16 protein-coding genes and 1 pseudogene are annotated in these 16,082 nt (G+C 64.3%); 10 read left to right on the forward strand and 7 right to left on the reverse strand.

The window, feature by feature from the left end:
* Positions 1-13: 13 nt before the first annotated feature.
* Positions 14-691 (reverse strand): helix-turn-helix domain-containing protein, encoded by a 678-nt coding sequence (locus tag EA462_RS04770; protein WP_124177434.1) that lies wholly within the window; start codon positions 689-691, stop codon positions 14-16.
* A gap of 103 nt (positions 692-794) precedes the next feature.
* On the opposite strand from EA462_RS04770, the gene EA462_RS04775 reads away from it, so the two are divergent.
* A complete protein-coding gene (locus EA462_RS04775) occupies positions 795-2,195 on the forward strand; it encodes a cytochrome P450 (protein ID WP_124177435.1) in 1,401 nt (466 codons plus the stop codon).
* Between the two features lie 238 nt (positions 2,196-2,433).
* Here the strand turns inward: EA462_RS04775 and EA462_RS04780 are convergent, their stop codons facing one another.
* On the reverse strand, positions 2,434-2,646 hold the full coding sequence (locus tag EA462_RS04780; RefSeq protein WP_124177436.1) for a hypothetical protein: 213 nt from the start codon (positions 2,644-2,646) through the stop codon (positions 2,434-2,436).
* A gap of 48 nt (positions 2,647-2,694) precedes the next feature.
* On the reverse strand, positions 2,695-4,755 hold the full coding sequence (locus EA462_RS04785) for a cation:proton antiporter (protein WP_243641377.1): 2,061 nt from the start codon (positions 4,753-4,755) through the stop codon (positions 2,695-2,697).
* 201 nt (positions 4,756-4,956) lie between these two features.
* Here EA462_RS04785 and EA462_RS04790 point away from each other — a divergent pair, with 201 nt between their 5' ends.
* From EA462_RS04790 to EA462_RS04800, 4 genes and pseudogenes are all read left to right on the forward strand, one after another.
* The gene (locus tag EA462_RS04790) at positions 4,957-5,280 is read left to right on the forward strand and encodes a hypothetical protein (protein ID WP_124177438.1); all 324 of its coding nucleotides are present in this window, start codon (positions 4,957-4,959) and stop codon (positions 5,278-5,280) included.
* Positions 5,281-5,426: 146 nt separating this feature from the next.
* The gene (locus EA462_RS04795) at positions 5,427-6,500 is read left to right on the forward strand and encodes an Mrp/NBP35 family ATP-binding protein (RefSeq protein ID WP_124177439.1); all 1,074 of its coding nucleotides are present in this window, start codon (positions 5,427-5,429) and stop codon (positions 6,498-6,500) included.
* Positions 6,497-6,664: pseudogene (locus EA462_RS17200) on the forward strand (hypothetical protein); the annotation flags it as partial. The gene EA462_RS04795 and the pseudogene EA462_RS17200, both read left to right, overlap by 4 nt.
* A 70-nt stretch (positions 6,665-6,734) precedes the next feature.
* The gene (locus tag EA462_RS04800; RefSeq protein WP_243641363.1) at positions 6,735-7,397 is read left to right on the forward strand and encodes a uracil-DNA glycosylase; all 663 of its coding nucleotides are present in this window, start codon (positions 6,735-6,737) and stop codon (positions 7,395-7,397) included.
* Positions 7,398-7,449: 52 nt separating this feature from the next.
* Here the strand turns inward: EA462_RS04800 and EA462_RS04805 are convergent, their stop codons facing one another.
* Positions 7,450-7,665 carry a hypothetical protein gene (locus tag EA462_RS04805; RefSeq protein WP_124177440.1) on the reverse strand — a complete coding sequence of 72 codons (216 nt, stop codon included), beginning with the start codon at positions 7,663-7,665 and terminating at the stop codon, positions 7,450-7,452.
* 151 nt (positions 7,666-7,816) lie between these two features.
* Between EA462_RS04805 and EA462_RS04810 the strand changes: the two genes are divergently transcribed.
* Both EA462_RS04810 and polX read left to right on the forward strand, forming a co-directional pair.
* Positions 7,817-8,257: a DUF5788 family protein gene (locus tag EA462_RS04810; RefSeq protein ID WP_124177441.1), complete on the forward strand. Its 441-nt coding sequence runs from the start codon at positions 7,817-7,819 to the stop codon at positions 8,255-8,257.
* Positions 8,257-10,008, forward strand: coding sequence for a DNA polymerase/3'-5' exonuclease PolX (gene polX / locus EA462_RS04815; protein WP_124177442.1), 1,752 nt, complete (start codon positions 8,257-8,259; stop codon positions 10,006-10,008). The genes EA462_RS04810 and polX overlap by 1 nt, the downstream gene beginning before the upstream one ends.
* Before the next feature lie 65 nt (positions 10,009-10,073).
* Here the strand turns inward: polX and EA462_RS04820 are convergent, their stop codons facing one another.
* The 3 genes from EA462_RS04820 to mce all read right to left on the reverse strand — a co-directional run bounded on the left by EA462_RS04820 (position 10,074) and on the right by mce (position 13,852).
* Positions 10,074-10,763 carry a helix-turn-helix domain-containing protein gene (locus EA462_RS04820; RefSeq protein ID WP_124177443.1) on the reverse strand — a complete coding sequence of 230 codons (690 nt, stop codon included), beginning with the start codon at positions 10,761-10,763 and terminating at the stop codon, positions 10,074-10,076.
* A 231-nt stretch (positions 10,764-10,994) separates the two neighbouring features.
* Complete coding sequence (locus EA462_RS04825; RefSeq protein WP_124177444.1) at positions 10,995-13,355, reverse strand: catalase; 2,361 nt, start codon at positions 13,353-13,355, stop codon at positions 10,995-10,997.
* 113 nt (positions 13,356-13,468) lie between these two features.
* The gene (gene mce, locus EA462_RS04830) at positions 13,469-13,852 is read right to left on the reverse strand and encodes a methylmalonyl-CoA epimerase (protein WP_124177445.1); all 384 of its coding nucleotides are present in this window, start codon (positions 13,850-13,852) and stop codon (positions 13,469-13,471) included.
* A 97-nt stretch (positions 13,853-13,949) separates the two neighbouring features.
* Here mce and EA462_RS04835 point away from each other — a divergent pair, with 97 nt between their 5' ends.
* From EA462_RS04835 to EA462_RS04845, 3 genes are all read left to right on the forward strand, one after another.
* Positions 13,950-14,519: a magnesium transporter gene (locus EA462_RS04835; protein WP_124177446.1), complete on the forward strand. Its 570-nt coding sequence runs from the start codon at positions 13,950-13,952 to the stop codon at positions 14,517-14,519.
* A complete protein-coding gene (locus EA462_RS04840; protein ID WP_124177447.1) occupies positions 14,519-15,103 on the forward strand; it encodes a magnesium transporter in 585 nt (194 codons plus the stop codon). Before EA462_RS04835 ends, EA462_RS04840 begins: the two co-directional genes overlap by 1 nt.
* 104 nt (positions 15,104-15,207) lie before the next feature.
* Positions 15,208-16,059, forward strand: coding sequence for a proline dehydrogenase family protein (locus tag EA462_RS04845; RefSeq protein ID WP_124177448.1), 852 nt, complete (start codon positions 15,208-15,210; stop codon positions 16,057-16,059).
* The last annotated feature ends 23 nt before the right edge of the window (positions 16,060-16,082 follow it).

Here is a 16,082-nt window from a genome sequence, read left to right on the forward strand (position 1 = left end):
ACGGCGTGCTCAGTTAGCCCGAAAATTCGGCCTCGCTCAGCGCCAGGTTTCGCTCGATCCGCTGAAGATGTTCACCGACCGTTCCCGGCGAGATCTCGAGGCGGTCCGCGAGCTCTCGGTGGGTCGTCTCGCGCGGGATCTCGTAGTATCCGTCGCGGAGTGCGACCTCGAAGACGTCGCGCTGTCGAGGCGTCAGCGTCGGCCCGCCGCGACCGGGGTGGTCGTACTCGCCCGTCCGCTGGACGGTCAGATCGATTCCCTCGGGAAGCGCTGTGGCTGCGCGCTGGATCGCTTCGTTCGTTCCGATCACCGTCACCTCGAGTCCGCAGCCGGTCCCTGCCCACTCTTCGGGTTCGATGTGTGCGATCGGCCAGTCGAGGACGATTTCGTGCTCTCGAAGGATCGCCAGCAGGTCGGTGACGGGGGCGACGCTACGGCAGGTGACGTAGGCGTGGCCGCGTCCGTTGCGTCCGGCGACGGCGTATTCGAGCGCGTCGGGTGCTCCGGCGAGCAACGACCGCCCGCACTCGAGATCGCCGCGGAGCTCGAGGAGTTCGACGTACCGGCGGTCGTCGACGAGGGTCAAGTCCCGGATCGCCCGGATGGATACCGCGTCGCTTCGGGCGAACGCCCCGTCTATCGAGTCGAGTTCGTCGGCGGTCCACGTCAGTACGACCGTCGCGTATCTCATCGGTTACTTTCGACGCTCATACCGGATCGGTCGGCCGGTTAATATAAAAGCACCTCGTATGATCGGGGATAGACGCAGGTACTCGGCGGGCCGTTGTACTGACATGTTAGGCGACACTCCCGCAGTGGACGAGGGGCGACCGCCGGGTCCAGACGGGTTGCCGATCATCGGAACCCAGCTTGCGTTCCTTCGGGATCCCTATGACTTCATGACGGGCGTCGCTCGAAAGTACGGTGACATCGCCCACTGGCGTGATTCCGGCGGTGACGTCTACCAGCTCAATCACCCGGCGTACATCGAGCAGGTGCTCGTCGGGAACAACGAATCCTACGTCAAGGGAGCGACGTTTCAGAACATCCTCGGTCCGATCACGGGAAACGGTATTCTGAACAGCGAGGGCGAAGTCTGGCGACGAAATCGTCACCGGATCCAGCCGGCGTTTCACCCCGATCGTATCCGGGAGTACGCCGAGATGATAACCGAGTTCACCGAAGACGTACTCGAGGACTGGCGCGACGGCGAGACGCGGAACGTTCACGAGGACATGATGGAGCTGACCTTGAAAATCGTCGCACGGGCGCTGTTCGGTGCCGAGGTCGACGCACACGTCGACACCGTCGGCTCGGCACTCGAGGAGTTCATGCTGGCGACGGAGAACCTGGCGCATCTCGTGTTGCCGCCGTCGGTTCCGACGCCGGGCCGACTGCGGATTCGGCGGGCGCGAAAGAACCTCGACGAGGTCGTCTACCGGTTGATCGAGGAACGGCGAAGAAATCCGACGGAACACGACGTCATCTCGACGTTGCTCGATGCGGGCCACGGTGGTGACGGTCGGAGCGAAACCGCGGGTCGCGGCCCGACGGGGACCGAACGGGGAGTCGACGGAACGATGTCGACCGAACAGCTGAGAGACGAGGTCGTGACGCTCTTGCTCGCCGGACACGAGACGACCGCGCTGGCGCTGACGCTGACGTTCTATCTCCTTTCGAAAAACCCGGCGGCCGAGGAGACGCTCGTCACCGAACTCGAGGACGTCCTCGACGGCGAGACGCCGACGGTGGACGACCTCTCTGAGCTTTCGTACACCGAACGGGTCGTCGAGGAGTCGATGCGGCTCTATCCGCCGGTGCCGGGAGTCGTCCGCGAGCCGGTCAAGCCGGACGTGATCGGCGGCTACGAGATTCCGCCGGGATCGACGATCCGAATGCACCAGTGGGTCGTCCACCGGGATCCGCGGTGGTACGACGACCCGCTCGCGTTCCGCCCGGAGCGCTGGAGCGACGAGATGAAAGCCGACCTGCCGAAACTGGCGTACTTCCCGTTCGCCGCGGGTCCGCGGCGCTGTATCGGTGACCGGTTCGCGATGCTCGAGGCCCGCCTCATTCTCGCGGCGGTCTACCGGGAGTATCACCTCGAGGCCGTCCCCGGAACGGATCTCGATCTCATGGCGACGATCACGGCGCGTCCGAAACACGAGATTCCGATGACGATCCGGGAACGGTGAGTTGCGGATCGCTGTGAGGACCGACAGCTGTCCGTATCAGTCGTCTCGAGCGAGTCGAAATCGGGGGGAACGGTAGTTCCCGCCGGTCACGCCGTGCATGATCGCTCAGAAGTGGGAAGGGGTACGATGGCAGGGATTCGTGCGTGTATGGCGCAGGTGATGATGTGGATTCCCTGCCTGCATTCTGATACCGCCCGGACGCCCATAGCCGTGATGCCAAAGCACAATGGTATCGGCGTCACTCGTCTCCGTCGCCGCTCCGCGGGAGATCGTCCCGCCGGGAGACGTAGATCGGGACGACGATGATCCCCCCGGCGGGGACGAGGATTCCGAACACGTACACCAGTGGATTCTCGAGGGCGAGGCGTCTGGCGTCGACGTAGACCAAAAGCGCGATCGGAACCTGAACGACGAGAAACGCGTTGAACAGCAGGGCCGCGAGATCGGACATGAGGTGAAACGTTACCGTCCGCGAGCAAAAGCGCTCGGGAAGTGTGTGTCAGTCGAATCGGAAGAACTGTCGGTCGTCGTCCTGGACGTCGGTGGCTGGATAGACGACGACGAAGTTGCCGTCGGTGACACTCGAGATGCGGCTGGGCAGACGTTGTAACTGCGGGTGCCAGCCGACGTCGCTTCGGCGGGAGCTCAGACAGACGACGAGGTCGGTCGGCCGGCGCTCCTCGCGCAGTTGCTGGAGCAACTCGTCCCAGCCGCCGATCCGACCGAACGTTCCGGGCGCTTCGGGATCGATACCGTCGAACCGCCGTTCGATCGGTCGGGTGGCGTCGTCGACGACGAGTCCGCGAACGGGTGCGACCGTCCGCCGAGAGACGAGTTTGACGGTGTGGAGCGCTTCGTCGATACCGTCGTTGTCGACGATTCCCGGCGGAACCACGAGGAGGATTCGGTCGGTCGTGTTGAGGGGTGTGCGAATTCGTCCGACGAGCGCGAGCTGTGTGGTGCGATCTAGCACCTGGTCGATGACGTGTCCGAACGTCGCCTGCGTCCGGGAGCGCGCGCCGTCCCAGCCGATGACGAGCGTCGTGATTCGGTTATCCAGAACCGACCGAACGATGCCGGACGCGACGTTGTGATCGACGCGGGTGTGAGTTTCGATCGAAATTTCCGCACCGGAGGCGTACGATTCGACCCCCTCGAGCATCGCCTCCGCCTCGGCCACGTCAGCCTGCGTCCGCGAGTAGCCACTCGGCCTGACGACCGAGACGGTGTGGATCGGCTCCTCGGATCGGTCGTCGCGGATCGACAGCGCCAGATCCAGCAGCGACTCCCGGTACGTCGATCCCCTCGAGATCGGAACGAGAACCCGCTGTGGGGCCGCAGTCGGGTCGTAGGGCTCTCGATCGCGGGCGCGAACGAGAGCGCTCCCGGCGCGGTCGACGACGGCGGGGCTGAACAGGCTCACCACCAGGATCATCAGTACGACGGCGTTGATCATGTGCTGGCCGAAGCCGGGAACGCCGGCGTCGAAGCCGATCTGGACGATCGCGAGAGCGGCGGCCGCCTGTCCGACGGAGAGGCCGAAGATACCCAGCACTTCCTCGCGACCGTAGCCGTACAGCCGTCCGGTTGCCCACGCGGCGGCGTACTTGGTGACGACGACCATGAGGATCAGTGAGAGCGCGAGCCCGATCGTCTCGAGGCCCTCGAGGAGGACCCGGACGTCGACGAGCATTCCGACGGAGAGCAAGAAAAAGGGGATGAACAGCGCGTTGCCGACGAACTGAATCCGGTTCATCAACGGCCCGGTCTCCGGAACGAGGCGATTGAGCGCGAGGCCGGCGAGAAAGGCTCCGACGATGTGTTCGACGCCGACGAGTTCGGCGAGCGCGGCACAGACGAACAGGACGGACAGCACGAACAGGAACTCGAAGTAGCTCTCCTCGGAGTGGATTCGGAAGAACCACCGGCCGATGCGGGGGACGAGCACCCAGACGCCGACGAAGAACGCCGACAGCCCGATCGCCAAACCGAGCCAGAACGCGGCGTCGAGGGTTCCGCCGACGGCCGCGATCACGACGGCGAGGACGAGCAGCGCGAGCGTATCGGTCAGGATGGTTCCGCCGACGGTCACCGTCATCGCTTCGTTTTTCGCGAGACCGAACTGGGTGACGACGGGATACGCCAGTAGCGTGTGCGAGGCGAATATCGCGGCGAACAGCGACGCCGCGGGAAGCGTGAACTCGAGGACGATCACCCCGACGACGGTGCCGACGATCTGGGGGATCACGAACGAGAGCACCCCGAACACCACGCTTCGCTCGCTGTACTCGACGAACCGGTTGAGATCGATCTCGAGGGCGGCGACGAACAGGAGATAGATCAGTCCGACCTCCCCCAGTAGCTGGATCGTCTCGTCCCGCTCGAGGAGGGCAAGCCCGTTCGGACCGATCGCCGCCCCCGCGAGGATGATCCCGACGATACCGGGCAGCCGATACCGTTTGAGCACGAGCGGCGCGACCAGAAAGATCACCACCGCGAGCCCGAAGACGAGGATCGGATCGTCGAACGGCGGCGAGTGCGGCGACTCGAGCGCGGCCATCGCTTCGGGCGTGGAGAATCCGTCGCTCCAGTGCGGGAGCACCATCGTGGTCTCCTGAGGGGAGTTCATCGACGACCAGACGCCGCTGGCTCTCATCGACGGACCGGTGGTTCCGACCACGCGCCCGCTAATCAGTAGGCAGCGAGTACGCGTTCCGAGGCCACCCGTACCCTTACCTTAGTGAGGTGCATAGGGGAATCGATGACAGTCACGGTCCGGTACACCTGTCCACACTGTGATGCGGTCACCAGCGTCGAGCGCGAGCCGGACCTGGCGGATCGGTCGGTCACGGCGCTCTCTCAGCCGGGCTGGGAGTACGCAGCGCCCGGCGACGACGACCTCGAGTCGGCGGACGGAATCGCGTTCGTCTGCGGCGAGGACGGACCGGTCACCGACCTCGAGGAAGAGCCGGTCGAGGGCTGTGGGCGGCCCTTTTTCCTCAATTTCGTACGCTACGAACGGGGCGTCGAACTCGAGCCGAACCCGCCGACGTACGGCGGCCCGCGGTTCGATTTCGTGGAGTAGTCACCCGGTAATTTGCCGAGTATCTACCGATTAGGCATCTGCAACCAATACTTCGATTTTCGAAGTAATGGCGGCAATGGCGAACGCGGAGGGGATGCGTTTCTCGCGAACACAACCCTTTTCGACGCCCAGCAGTACCTACGACCATGGACGAAGACGCCGTTCTCGAGCGCCTCCGGTCGGTCGAGGACCCGGAGCTTGGCGACGACATCGTGTCGCTCGGACTCGTCAACGAGATCGCGGTCGACGGAGAGGCGGTCACGATCGACCTCGCACTCGGTGCGCCGTACTCCCCGACGGAGTCCGATATCGCCGGCGAGATCCGCGAGCTGCTCCTGTCGGAGGGACTCGAGCCCGACCTCACGGCGAGCATCCCGGATCGTGACGAAGTCTCGAGCGAAGAACAGGTCCTCCCGAACGTCAAGAACGTCATCGCCGTCGCCTCGGGCAAAGGTGGCGTCGGCAAGTCGACCGTCGCGGTCAACCTCGCGGCGGGTCTCTCGCAGCTGGGTGCCCGCGTCGGCCTCTTCGACGCGGACGTCTACGGCCCGAACGTACCCCGAATGGTCGACGCCGACGAGCCGCCGATGGCCACCGAGGACGAAACCCTCGTCCCGCCCGAGAAGTACGGCGTGAAGCTGATGAGCATGGCCTTTCTCACCGGCGAGGACGATCCAGTCATCTGGCGCGGGCCGATGGTCCACAAGGTCATCACGCAACTCACCGAGGACGTCGAGTGGGGCCACCTCGATTACCTCGTGGTCGATCTCCCGCCGGGGACGGGCGACACCCAGTTGACGATGCTCCAGACGATGCCCGTCACGGGCGCGGTGATCGTCACGACGCCCCAGGGCGTCGCACTGGACGACGCCCGCAAGGGCCTCGAGATGTTCGCCAAACACGACACCGTCGTGCTCGGGATCACCGAGAACATGTCGACGTTCGCCTGTCCCGACTGTGGCGGCGAACACGACATCTTCGGCTCCGGCGGCGGCGAGGAGTTCGCCGCCACCCACGAGATGCCGTTCCTCGGTTCGATTCCGCTCGACCCGTCCGTCCGGGAGGGCGGCGACGGCGGCAAACCGACGGTGCTCGAAGAGGGCGAGACGAGCGACGCGCTCCGGTCGATCACCGAGAACGTCGCCAACAACACGGGAATCGTCCACAGACGAGGCGTTTCGAGGTCCACCGGTCGCCGGTCGCCGTCGCCCGAACGATGACCGACGACGTCCGGGGCGAAACGAGCGAGAGCAAACAGCTCGCGAACGTCCCGTATCGGACGAGCGACCTCTACGCCGAGGACGAGCGGACGACGCCCGAAGAGCTCATCCGCAACGTGAAATTCATTCTCGAGGTCGCCGAACGCGGCGGGCTCGATCGATAGCTAGCTCCGGTCGTCGTCGACAGCCACCAGCAGTCGCGTCGCTTTTGGTACCCCGCGCCGAGACTCGAGTGTGGACGCGAATCAGCGAACTCGAGCGAACCCGTTCAACATGGACGAAGCGTGTCGGAACTGTCCCGACCTCTGTGAGACGCGAACGCGGGTCGTCCACGGCTACGGCGACGTCGGCGCGGACTTCCTGTTCGTTGGCGAACGACCGACGCCGGAAGCCGACGAAACGGGAGTTCCGCTCGTCGGCACGCTCGAGACGACCGACGACGAGCGCGCCGAGTCGACGGCGGACGGACTCCGACGAATCCTCGAGCGACTCGCGCTGTGTGACGCCACGTCGCCCTCGGAGCGGCCGAAACTCGAGAACGTCTACCTGACGAATCTCACGCGCTGTCGCGATCCGGACCGAGCGCCGACGGACGAGGAGGTCGACAGCTGCGAGCCCTACCTCAACGCCGAGATCCGAATGATCAACCCCGAGGTCATCGTTCCCGTCGGGGACCGAGCACTTCGCGAGATCGCCACCGAATATACGACGACCGCGGCCGACGATCTCGCGTTTCCCGATGCTCACGCGACGACGATCCGCGGTCGCGGGTTCGCGCTCGTCCCGATGGTCGACCCGCGAGCGCAGACCGACGACCAGACCCAGGACTGGCTCGAGCACTTCGCGGCGCTGATGGCCTCGGACTACCGCCAGACGAAAGGACGACGGGAGCGGTAACTGATCGCTCTCGCGGCCGGTTCACGCTCCCGTCCATCTCTATTGCACCCGGCTACCAGTAGGGGGTTCGCCGTCGCACCGATCGCGTACCGAGAGCGATCAGCCCCGCGACCACGGCGGTCGCGACGGCGAGCGTCCCGACCGTCGGTGCGAGCAGTTCGTCCGGCGACTCGAGTACCGATCCACCCGCAAAGCCGTAGATGCCGGCGAGCACCACCACGAGAACGCCGATCGAACCGAGTGCGCCGGCGACCGTTCGCCCGTTCATGCGCCGTTCGACGTGGCGCTCGATAGTAGTTGTTTGGCGAGGAGGCGACTCGACTGGTCTTTGACCACCACGCTCGAGTGAGAGTTCAGGTTCGATGTGAGACACCGCACGCGTGACTACACTTTTGCCGATCAACACCCTACGACGAATCGTGCAAGAGTACGAGCGAAAGCAGTTGCTCGAGCGCGTCGAGCGCGAGAGCGCGACCGTCGGCGCGGATATCCCGGAGACGATCACCGTCCAGGGCGAGGAGATCGACCTTCGGACGTTCGTCTTCGAGATCAAACGCCGCGAGACGGTTCCGCCCGGCGAACGCGACCGCGTCGAACGGGCCAAACGAAACCTGCGACGGGAACGAACCGACCGACTCGAGCGAATCGAGGACGGACCGATCTCGCGCGAGGAGGGGGAGACGCTCGCCAGGGACGTCATCGGCATCGACCGGGCGCTCAACGCCCTCGAGAACCTGGGTCAGACCGACCTGGAACGGGAACAACAGACACAGCAGGCCGCGGACACCAAACGCTGGATGTCGTTCCTCGAGAAGGCCCTCGGGCGCGCGGACGACGCCGGCGCACGGAGGGGGCGCTGATGGCGACGAACGCCGAGATCGCCGGCCGCTTCGAGGAGTTCGCGGACTTACTCGAGGCCGACGACGTCGAGTACAAACCTCGGGCGTACCGGCGCGCGGCCGAGAACATTCGCGCACATCCGACGCCGATCGCGGATCGCGTCGAGGAGGACGATCACGACGTACTCGCGGAGATCGAAGGCGTCGGGGATGCGATCTCCGCGAAGATCGTCGAGTACGTCGAGACCGGTTCGATCGACGAACTCGAGGAGTTGCGCGCCGAGTTACCGATCGAGATCGCGGACATCACCCGAATCGAGGGTGTCGGCCCCAAAACCGCCGGAAAGCTCTATCGCGAACTCGATATCGAAACGCTCGACGACCTCGAGGCGGCCGCCGAAGCCGGCGACATTCGGTCGGTCAGCGGATTCGGCCCGAAGACCGAAGCGAACATCCGCGAGAACATCGCGTTCGCCCGCGAGGTTGGCCAGCGTCACCTGCTCGGGGAGGGACGGCCGCTCGCCGACGACGTCATCGACTTTCTGGCCGGCCTGGATGCGGTCGAACGGTGTGAGGTCGCGGGTTCGATCCGCCGGTGGCGAGAAACGATCGGCGACATCGACGTCCTGGTCGGAACGGATGCGGGCGACGACGTCGTCGAGTCGTTCGTCGACTGGGGCTCCGTCGACAGCGAGATCGAATCCGGCCCGGAGAAAGCGAGCGTCCGCGTGGGCGAGATCCGCGTCGATCTCCGCGTCGTCGTCCCCGAGGAGTTCGGCTCCGCGCTGCAGTACTTCACGGGGAGTAAAGATCACAACGTTCGCCTGCGAAACTACGCCATCTCGCGCGGGATGAAGCTCAACGAGTACGGCGCGTTCGACGTCTCGTCGCTCCCGGCGGACGAAGAGGGCAGGCGAGTGGGCGAGCGCGTCGCCGGCGAGACGGAAGCGGAGATGTACGAAGCGCTCGAGCTCCCCTGGATTCCGCCGGAGCTTCGGGAGGACCGCGGAGAGATCGAAGCCGCCGAATCCGGCGACCTCCCCGAGTTGCTCACCCGCGAGGACGTCCGCGGCGACGTACACACCCACACCGAGTGGTCGGATGGACAGACCAGTATCGAGGAGATGGTCGACGCCGCCGAGGCGATGGGCTACGACTACTACGGCGTTGCCGACCACGCCGAGGGACCCGGCGTCGTCGGCGGAATGGGACTTTCGGACACCGAGATACTCGAGCAGGTCGAGGCGATCCGAGAGGTCGACGCCGCACGCGAGATCACGGTGTTCGCCGGTATCGAAGCCAACATCGACGCGTCGGGACGCATCGGACTGAGCGACGCGGTGATCGACGCCCTCGACGTGATCGTCGCCTCGCCACACAGCGGACTCGATCAGGACGCCGAAACGGCCACGAGTCGCCTCCTTCGCGCGGTCGAAGATCCGGCGGTCGACGTCCTCGGGCACCCGAGCGGACGGCTCATAAACGAACGCTCCGGCCTCGAGTTCGACGCGACCGAACTCGGACGGGCGGCCGCCGACCACGACACCGCACTCGAGGTCAACAGCAATCCCCGTCGCCTCGATCTCTGGGGAAGTGCCGTCCAGGCGGCGATCGACGAGGGGGCATCGATCGCGATCGACACGGACGCTCACCGCCCCTCCACGCTCGAGTACATGCGCTGGGGCGTCCACACGGCTCGACGCGGCTGGGCCGAACCCGACGACGTGATCAACGCCCGAACGCTCGAGGAGCTACGCGCGTTCTTGCACTGATCGCTCTTTCCGCCTCATCCATGGGATCTCTTCTCGACGTGAGTCCGACCCGTACCGAGAGATCGTCACGGATCGATTTCCGACGTCGTCAGTCCCTCTGAAAGTTCCGCGCTGATGAGTGCGGCGTGGCTCCGCCGAAGTCGTTCCGAGAGCGCCTGATGGGAGATGTCCAACTCGGCCGCGAGCTCCTGTAGCGTTATCTCCCGTGGCACGTCGAAATATCCCAGCTCGTGGGCCGCACAGATCGTCTCGTACTGCGTATCTGTAAGCGGCGTGCGAGCGCGGTCGAGGTCGTCGAAGCCCGCGACGCGCGTGACGTTCACCTGATACTCGTAGTGTTCGAACAGCTCGTGACACGCGGACACCGTTTCGTGCTCGTGAAAGAGGAGCTGGACCGACCAGGTGGTGTCCCGCCCGCGGGCGGTCAGGATCGCCCCGTCGTTCTCCGTGACGATTTCCTGAAAGAGTTTGACGCCGTCTCCGAACTCGAGGCGGAACAGCCACTGGTCACGGGTTCCGTCCTCTCGGGTCGGATCGGGTCGCTCGCTGTCGGTCAAACTCGCGATCACGTCCACCGAGGGGTCGCCCTCGAGTGCGTTCTCGACCGTCCGACTGTCCGAACCCGACGCGCGAACGAGCGGCGGTGCATCACCGATCATGCCCGCGACCTGAAACTCGAACGTCGGGACGCGATCGAACGTCTGGGCGAATCCGAGTCGATCGGCAGGTATCTCGAGTTCGACAACCGTGGTCATCACCCGGATCCACCACAACGACGTATAGACGGATTTGGTTTCCGGTAGCCTTTCCCGCCACCCAATCGCGATGAGAGTCTTCGGTTTCTGAGCCTCACGATGGCTAACACTCTGGCTATCCGGGCGGGCGATGGTGTGAGGCGAACCGATCTCCCGGTGGACCGGTCCGAGCGATGGCCGTTCGGATCGACCACTGGGAGAGGGCGGCGTCGACGCCGGCTTCGGGCGCAATCAGGCGGAAACCTCGCTCGGTTCCCGATCCCAGTGGCGGTGGGCTGCGATCGAATCGATGACCGCCTCGAGAAACGCCGACGTTTCCTCGGATCGGCAGGTGACCACGCCGGAATCGGTCACCAGCTCGCCGTCGGCTGCGGTCTCGACGTCCGGCAGATCGAGCGCAGAGAGCAGCTCGGTTCCTCGGCCGAGGGCGGCGATCGGCTTGTAATGTTTGAACGCTTCCGAGACGAACTGCTTTGCGTCTCCCTGCTCGAGAAGCGCGTCGACGCTGCCTTCGCCGCCGGGAACGACGACCGCATCGAAGAGGATCGAGCCGGTCGTGACGTGGCTTTTGTCCGCTTCGATTTCGCCGCCCTCCGCATCGTCGCCACCCGTCCCGTCTTTCTCTCCGAGCGTCTCCGAGACGATTTCGACTCGTGCGCCCTCGTCCTCGAGCGTCGATCGGATCTCCGAGACCTGATCACCGTCGACCCCGTCGTCGACGAGAACGGCGATTTTCCGGGTTTCGATCGTCTCCGGTGTCCGGTTCGCCATGCTCAGTGACGGATCGGCGTCATCATGCGTCGGCATCTCCTCGCCCGGTGACTCGGGTGGTTCGACGCCGATACCCTCCGCGACGCGGACGGCGAAGTCGTGATCGACGTTGTTGAAGAGGTCGTACACCATTCGTTCGCGGATCTCCATCCGATCGACCTTTCCCAGTTCGAAGTGGGCCGCGTCGACGATGTTCTGTTGCTCCGGTTCGCTCATGCTGTTCCAGAACAGCCGTGCCTGATCGAAGTGCGTCTCGAAACTCTCGCTTCTGTCGCGGATCTTTCTCCCGTCGATCTTCTCCGCGTAGTGTTCGTACCCGCCGTCCTCCGCGGAGGCCTCCTCGGGATACTCGTCTCCGATCGAATTCGGTTTGTACGAGGCCGTGCCGGCGTTGATCTCCTGGCGCATGAAGCCGGCGCGCTGGTTGTTGTGACGGGGTGCGAGCGGCCTGTTGATCGGAATCTCGTCCCAGTTGGCGCTGTTAAAACGATTCAACTGGGTGTCCTGATAGGAAAAGAGCCGTCCCTGCAGAAGCGGATCGTTCGTGAAGTCGATACCCGGAATCACGTTTCCGGGGTGGAACGCGACCTGTTCGGTCTCCGCAAAGAAGTTGTCCGGCGTCTCGTTCAGGACCATCCGTCCGAGCGGCTGGACGGGAACCTCCGTCTCGGGGATGATCTTCGTCGGATCGAGGAGATCGAACTCGAAACGGTCTGCGTCGTCCGTTTCGACGATCTGGACGCCGAGTTCCCACTCGGGTTCGTGGCCCGCCTCGATGACGTCGTAGAGGTCCTGACGGTTGAAATCAGGGTTTTTGCCCGCGATCTTCTGCGTCTCGTCCCAGACGAGCTGGTTAGTCCCGTACTTCGGCGTCCAGTGAAACTTTACGAACCTCGAGTCCCCCTCCTCGTCGACGAGTCGGAAGGTGTGGACGCCGAACCCCTGCATCATCCGGTAGGCTCGCGGGAGCGCGCGGCCGGACAGGATCCACATGATCATGTGGGTGATCTCGGGTTTGAGCGACGCGAAGTCCCAGAAGGTGTCGTGGGCCGCCGACGCCTGGGGGATTCCGTCGTCGGGCTCGGGTTTGATCGCGTGGACCAGGTCGGGGAACTCCATCGCGTCCTGGATGAAAAAGATCGGGATGTTGTTGCCGACGAGATCCCAGTTTCCGTCTTCGGTGTAGAACTTCGTGGCGAATCCCCTGACGTCGCGAACGGTGTCCGCCGATCCGCGGGAGCCGACCACCGTCGAAAACCGGACGAATACGGGCGTTTTCTGCTCCGGATCCTGAAACGGCGTCGCCTTCGTCAGCTCCGAAACGTCGTCGTATCCCTCGAGATCGGGATCCTCGTACGGCTGGAAGTAGCCGTGCGCGCCGGTCCCGCGGGCGTGGACGACCCGTTCCGGGATCGACTCGTGGTCGAACTGAGTCATCTTCTCCCGGAAGTGGAAATCCTCCATGATCGTCGGCCCGCGCTGGCCCGCCTTCAGGGAGTTATCCGTCTCGGAGATGCGGACGCCGTGATCCGACGTCAGGAACTCCCCGTCGGGACTCTCCCGGACGTCGTCCAGTTGGCGCCGCTTGCTCTCGTCGTCGATCTCGTCTCCGTGATCGTCGCTCGTTCCGGTTCCTGAGTTCCCATCCGAGCCGGAGCCGTCCGCTCGAGTCCCCCTCGAGTCGGCCGGTTCGGTTTCCGTCGTCTCGTCCGTTCCGCCGGCCCCGTCACTCCTCCCGTCGGCCTCGATCGTCGACTCGTCCTCTGTTCCGGTTCGATCCGGTTCGGTTCGCTCGCGTTCGTCGTCGTTGTCCGTGGTCATGATGAATCGGTGTCCCGGTTCGGCCGGGTGCGGTCGGATACCACGGTCTCGTCACTTGCTGCTGTGCATGGAACTGCAAGCACCCCCGGTCAGTGGTCGCCGGACACCCGCAGTCAGTGTTCGACGAACTCGAAGAGGACGCCGCCGGTATCGCTCGGATGGAGGAACGCGACCGTATGTCCCCACGCGCCCGGCCGGGGCCGCTCGTCGAGAACCCGGACGTCGTGTTCCCGGACGGACTCGAGTGCGCCGGCGATATCCTCGGTCGCGAACGCCACGTGGTGAATCCCCGGCCCGTTGGTCTCTATGTACTTGGCGATCGGCCCCTCCTCGAGCGGCTCGAGAAGTTCGAAATAGCCGCCGTCGCACTCGAGAAAGACGATCCGCATTCCGTCGAACTCCTCTTCGTGGATCGCCTCGAGGCCGAAGAGCGTTTCGTACAGTTCAGCGAGTTCGCGCGCGTCTTCGGTCGCGATTCCCGCGTGATCGAAGTGCATAGTCCCCCGTTCGAAGCGCCGTTGCAAATAGCGACGGGTTCCCATCCAGCGAGACGATCCCCGGTAAGCTTAACAGGCGACTGGGTAATGCAGTGATATGAGCGTTCGGCGTGAATTTTGGTCGATCTATCGAGAGGCACTCCCCATTTTGCTCATCGCACTCGGCGGCGGTCTCTTCGCCGGCCTTGTTCTCGAACGAATCATCGAGAGCGTCGAGCGGTTTCCCGGGCTTCTCGTCATGGTGCCGGTGTTCCTTGCGACGCGCGGGAACGTCTATGGCGCACTCGGCGGGCGGATCTCGAGCGGGCTCCACCAGGGGCTGATCGAGCCGCGCTTTTCCTGGGACGACCGTCTCGTCAACGCCGTCCTCGCGTCGTTCGTCAACGGGATCGGAATCTCGATCGTCATCGGCGTCGTGACCTGGAGCGCGCTGTTGCTCCTCGGCTGGGAACCCGCAGCGCTGTACGAACTCGTTGGAATCATGCTGATCGCCGGCGTGTTGACGTCGGTAATACTCATCTTCGGTCTTCTCGCGTTGATCTTCGCGGGATACACTCGAGGGTACGATCCGGATAATCTGGTTGGCCCGATCGTCACGACGCTCGGTGACATCTTCGGAATGCTCTTCATGCTGTTTTCGATCGCCATCGTCGAGGTGATCGTCTGATGGTCGTTCCGAGCGCGACCGCGTCGCTCGGAAGCTGGAACTGGAAACGGATCGTCCGAAACATGTTTCCGTTGCTGGTTATCCTCTCTATCATCGTACTCTGGGCCGGAATCACCCTCGAGAGCGCCGAAGAGTGGCTCGACCGGTACGTTATCCTCGCGGTGATGGTGCCGACGATGGTCGACATGGGCGGAAACCTCGGGGCGATCTTGAGTTCGCGGCTGTCGACGCGATTTCACCTGGGGACGACCGAACTCGACCCGACCGACCGCGTCCTGTGGGCCAACGTGGGCGCGGTTCTGGCACTCGCTGCGACGATTTTCACCGCCCTCGGAATCGGTGCGTACCTGCTTGGATTCGCCATCGGATCGACGCTCCCGCTGTCGACGTTGTTACTGATCTCGCTGACCAGCGGAATGTCCGTCGCCGTGATCGCCGTCGTTTTTAGCTTCGCAGCGACGTACGGTTCCTATCGGTTGGGGATCGATCCCGACGACACCACGATCCCGATCGTCACGAACGTCGTGGACGTGTTCGGCATGGTGATATTTATCGGCGTCTCGATCGCGGTTCTTGGCTCCTAACGCTGCTCTGCCGGAGATCTCCACCAGTCTACGACGGGATAGACACGCTCCGGACGGAGCGAAACCACGGCGTAACTAACACCGCGCCGGTCGGAGGCAGCGATATGATACCTCCCGTCGCGGGCCGCTTTATCGCCGGTGAAACGCCAACCGAAGCGCTCGAGTACGCTCGCCGCCGGAACGCGGCGGGCCTGGACACGATGCTCAACCGACTCGGATCGCACCACGACGACCGCGAGAGCGTTCGACACGATACCGCGGAGTACCGCGAGCTTCTCCGTGACCTCGAGCGCGTCGCGGACGATCCGGCGATATCGGTCAAACCGACGCAGCTCGGCCTCGAGATCGATCGTTCACTCTTTCGGGACTCCCTCTCTGAGATCGTCGATCGCGCCGTCGATCGGTCGGTCTTCGTCTGGCTCGACATGGAAGAACACTGGACGGTCGATCCGACGCTCGAGGCGAGCGTCGACCTCGCCCGTGAACACGATGGCGGTGTGGGCGTCTGCCTGCAGGCCGATCTGAAACGGACTCGAGCGGATCTCGAGCGGCTCGCCGGCGATCCTCTCGCCGTTCGCCTGGTCAAAGGTGGGGCGTACGATCGACCGTCTCCGATCGCCTACACCGACCCGGACCGACGCGACCGCGCCTACCGGGCACTGCTCGAGGACGCGTTCGACTGCATGGACGACGGAATCGCCGTGGCAACGCACGATCCCGAAATGATCGCACGCGCGGTGACGCTGAGCGATCGTCACGGCACCGATTTCGAGATTCAGATGCTGATGGGCGTTCGTCCGACGGCCCAGCGCGACCTCGCCACCCGACACGACGTCCGACAGTTCGTACCCTACGGTGAGCGCTGGAAGCGATGGGCGTTGAACCGTGCCAGACGAAACCTCTCGTTCACCGCACGGGCGATCGTCTCACCGATCGCCCCGTCGGGGATAGGATGACACGCGTCGTCACTCGCGAGTGA

Source organism: Natrarchaeobius halalkaliphilus (genome assembly GCF_003841485.1).
GTDB lineage: Archaea > Halobacteriota > Halobacteria > Halobacteriales > Natrialbaceae > Natrarchaeobius > Natrarchaeobius halalkaliphilus.

Excerpts from the sequence above, each read along its gene's own strand:
- EA462_RS04785 (WP_243641377.1), bottom strand. The coding sequence starts at position 4,755 with ATGGCCGCGCTCGAGTCGCCGCACTCGCCGCCGTTCGACGATCCGATC.
- EA462_RS04845 (WP_124177448.1), top strand. The coding sequence starts at position 15,208 with ATGATACCTCCCGTCGCGGGCCGCTTTATCGCCGGTGAAACGCCAACC.
- polX (WP_124177442.1), top strand. The coding sequence starts at position 8,257 with ATGGCGACGAACGCCGAGATCGCCGGCCGCTTCGAGGAGTTCGCGGAC.
- EA462_RS04795 (WP_124177439.1), top strand. The coding sequence starts at position 5,427 with ATGGACGAAGACGCCGTTCTCGAGCGCCTCCGGTCGGTCGAGGACCCG.
- EA462_RS04780 (WP_124177436.1), bottom strand. The coding sequence starts at position 2,646 with ATGTCCGATCTCGCGGCCCTGCTGTTCAACGCGTTTCTCGTCGTTCAG.
- EA462_RS04835 (WP_124177446.1), top strand. The coding sequence starts at position 13,950 with ATGAGCGTTCGGCGTGAATTTTGGTCGATCTATCGAGAGGCACTCCCC.
- EA462_RS04825 (WP_124177444.1), bottom strand. The coding sequence starts at position 13,355 with ATGACCACGGACAACGACGACGAACGCGAGCGAACCGAACCGGATCGA.
- EA462_RS04840 (WP_124177447.1), top strand. The coding sequence starts at position 14,519 with ATGGTCGTTCCGAGCGCGACCGCGTCGCTCGGAAGCTGGAACTGGAAA.
- EA462_RS04820 (WP_124177443.1), bottom strand. The coding sequence starts at position 10,763 with ATGACCACGGTTGTCGAACTCGAGATACCTGCCGATCGACTCGGATTC.
- EA462_RS04770 (WP_124177434.1), bottom strand. The coding sequence starts at position 691 with ATGAGATACGCGACGGTCGTACTGACGTGGACCGCCGACGAACTCGAC.
- mce (WP_124177445.1), bottom strand. The coding sequence starts at position 13,852 with ATGCACTTCGATCACGCGGGAATCGCGACCGAAGACGCGCGCGAACTC.
- EA462_RS04805 (WP_124177440.1), bottom strand. The coding sequence starts at position 7,665 with ATGAACGGGCGAACGGTCGCCGGCGCACTCGGTTCGATCGGCGTTCTC.
- EA462_RS04790 (WP_124177438.1), top strand. The coding sequence starts at position 4,957 with ATGACAGTCACGGTCCGGTACACCTGTCCACACTGTGATGCGGTCACC.
- EA462_RS04775 (WP_124177435.1), top strand. The coding sequence starts at position 795 with ATGTTAGGCGACACTCCCGCAGTGGACGAGGGGCGACCGCCGGGTCCA.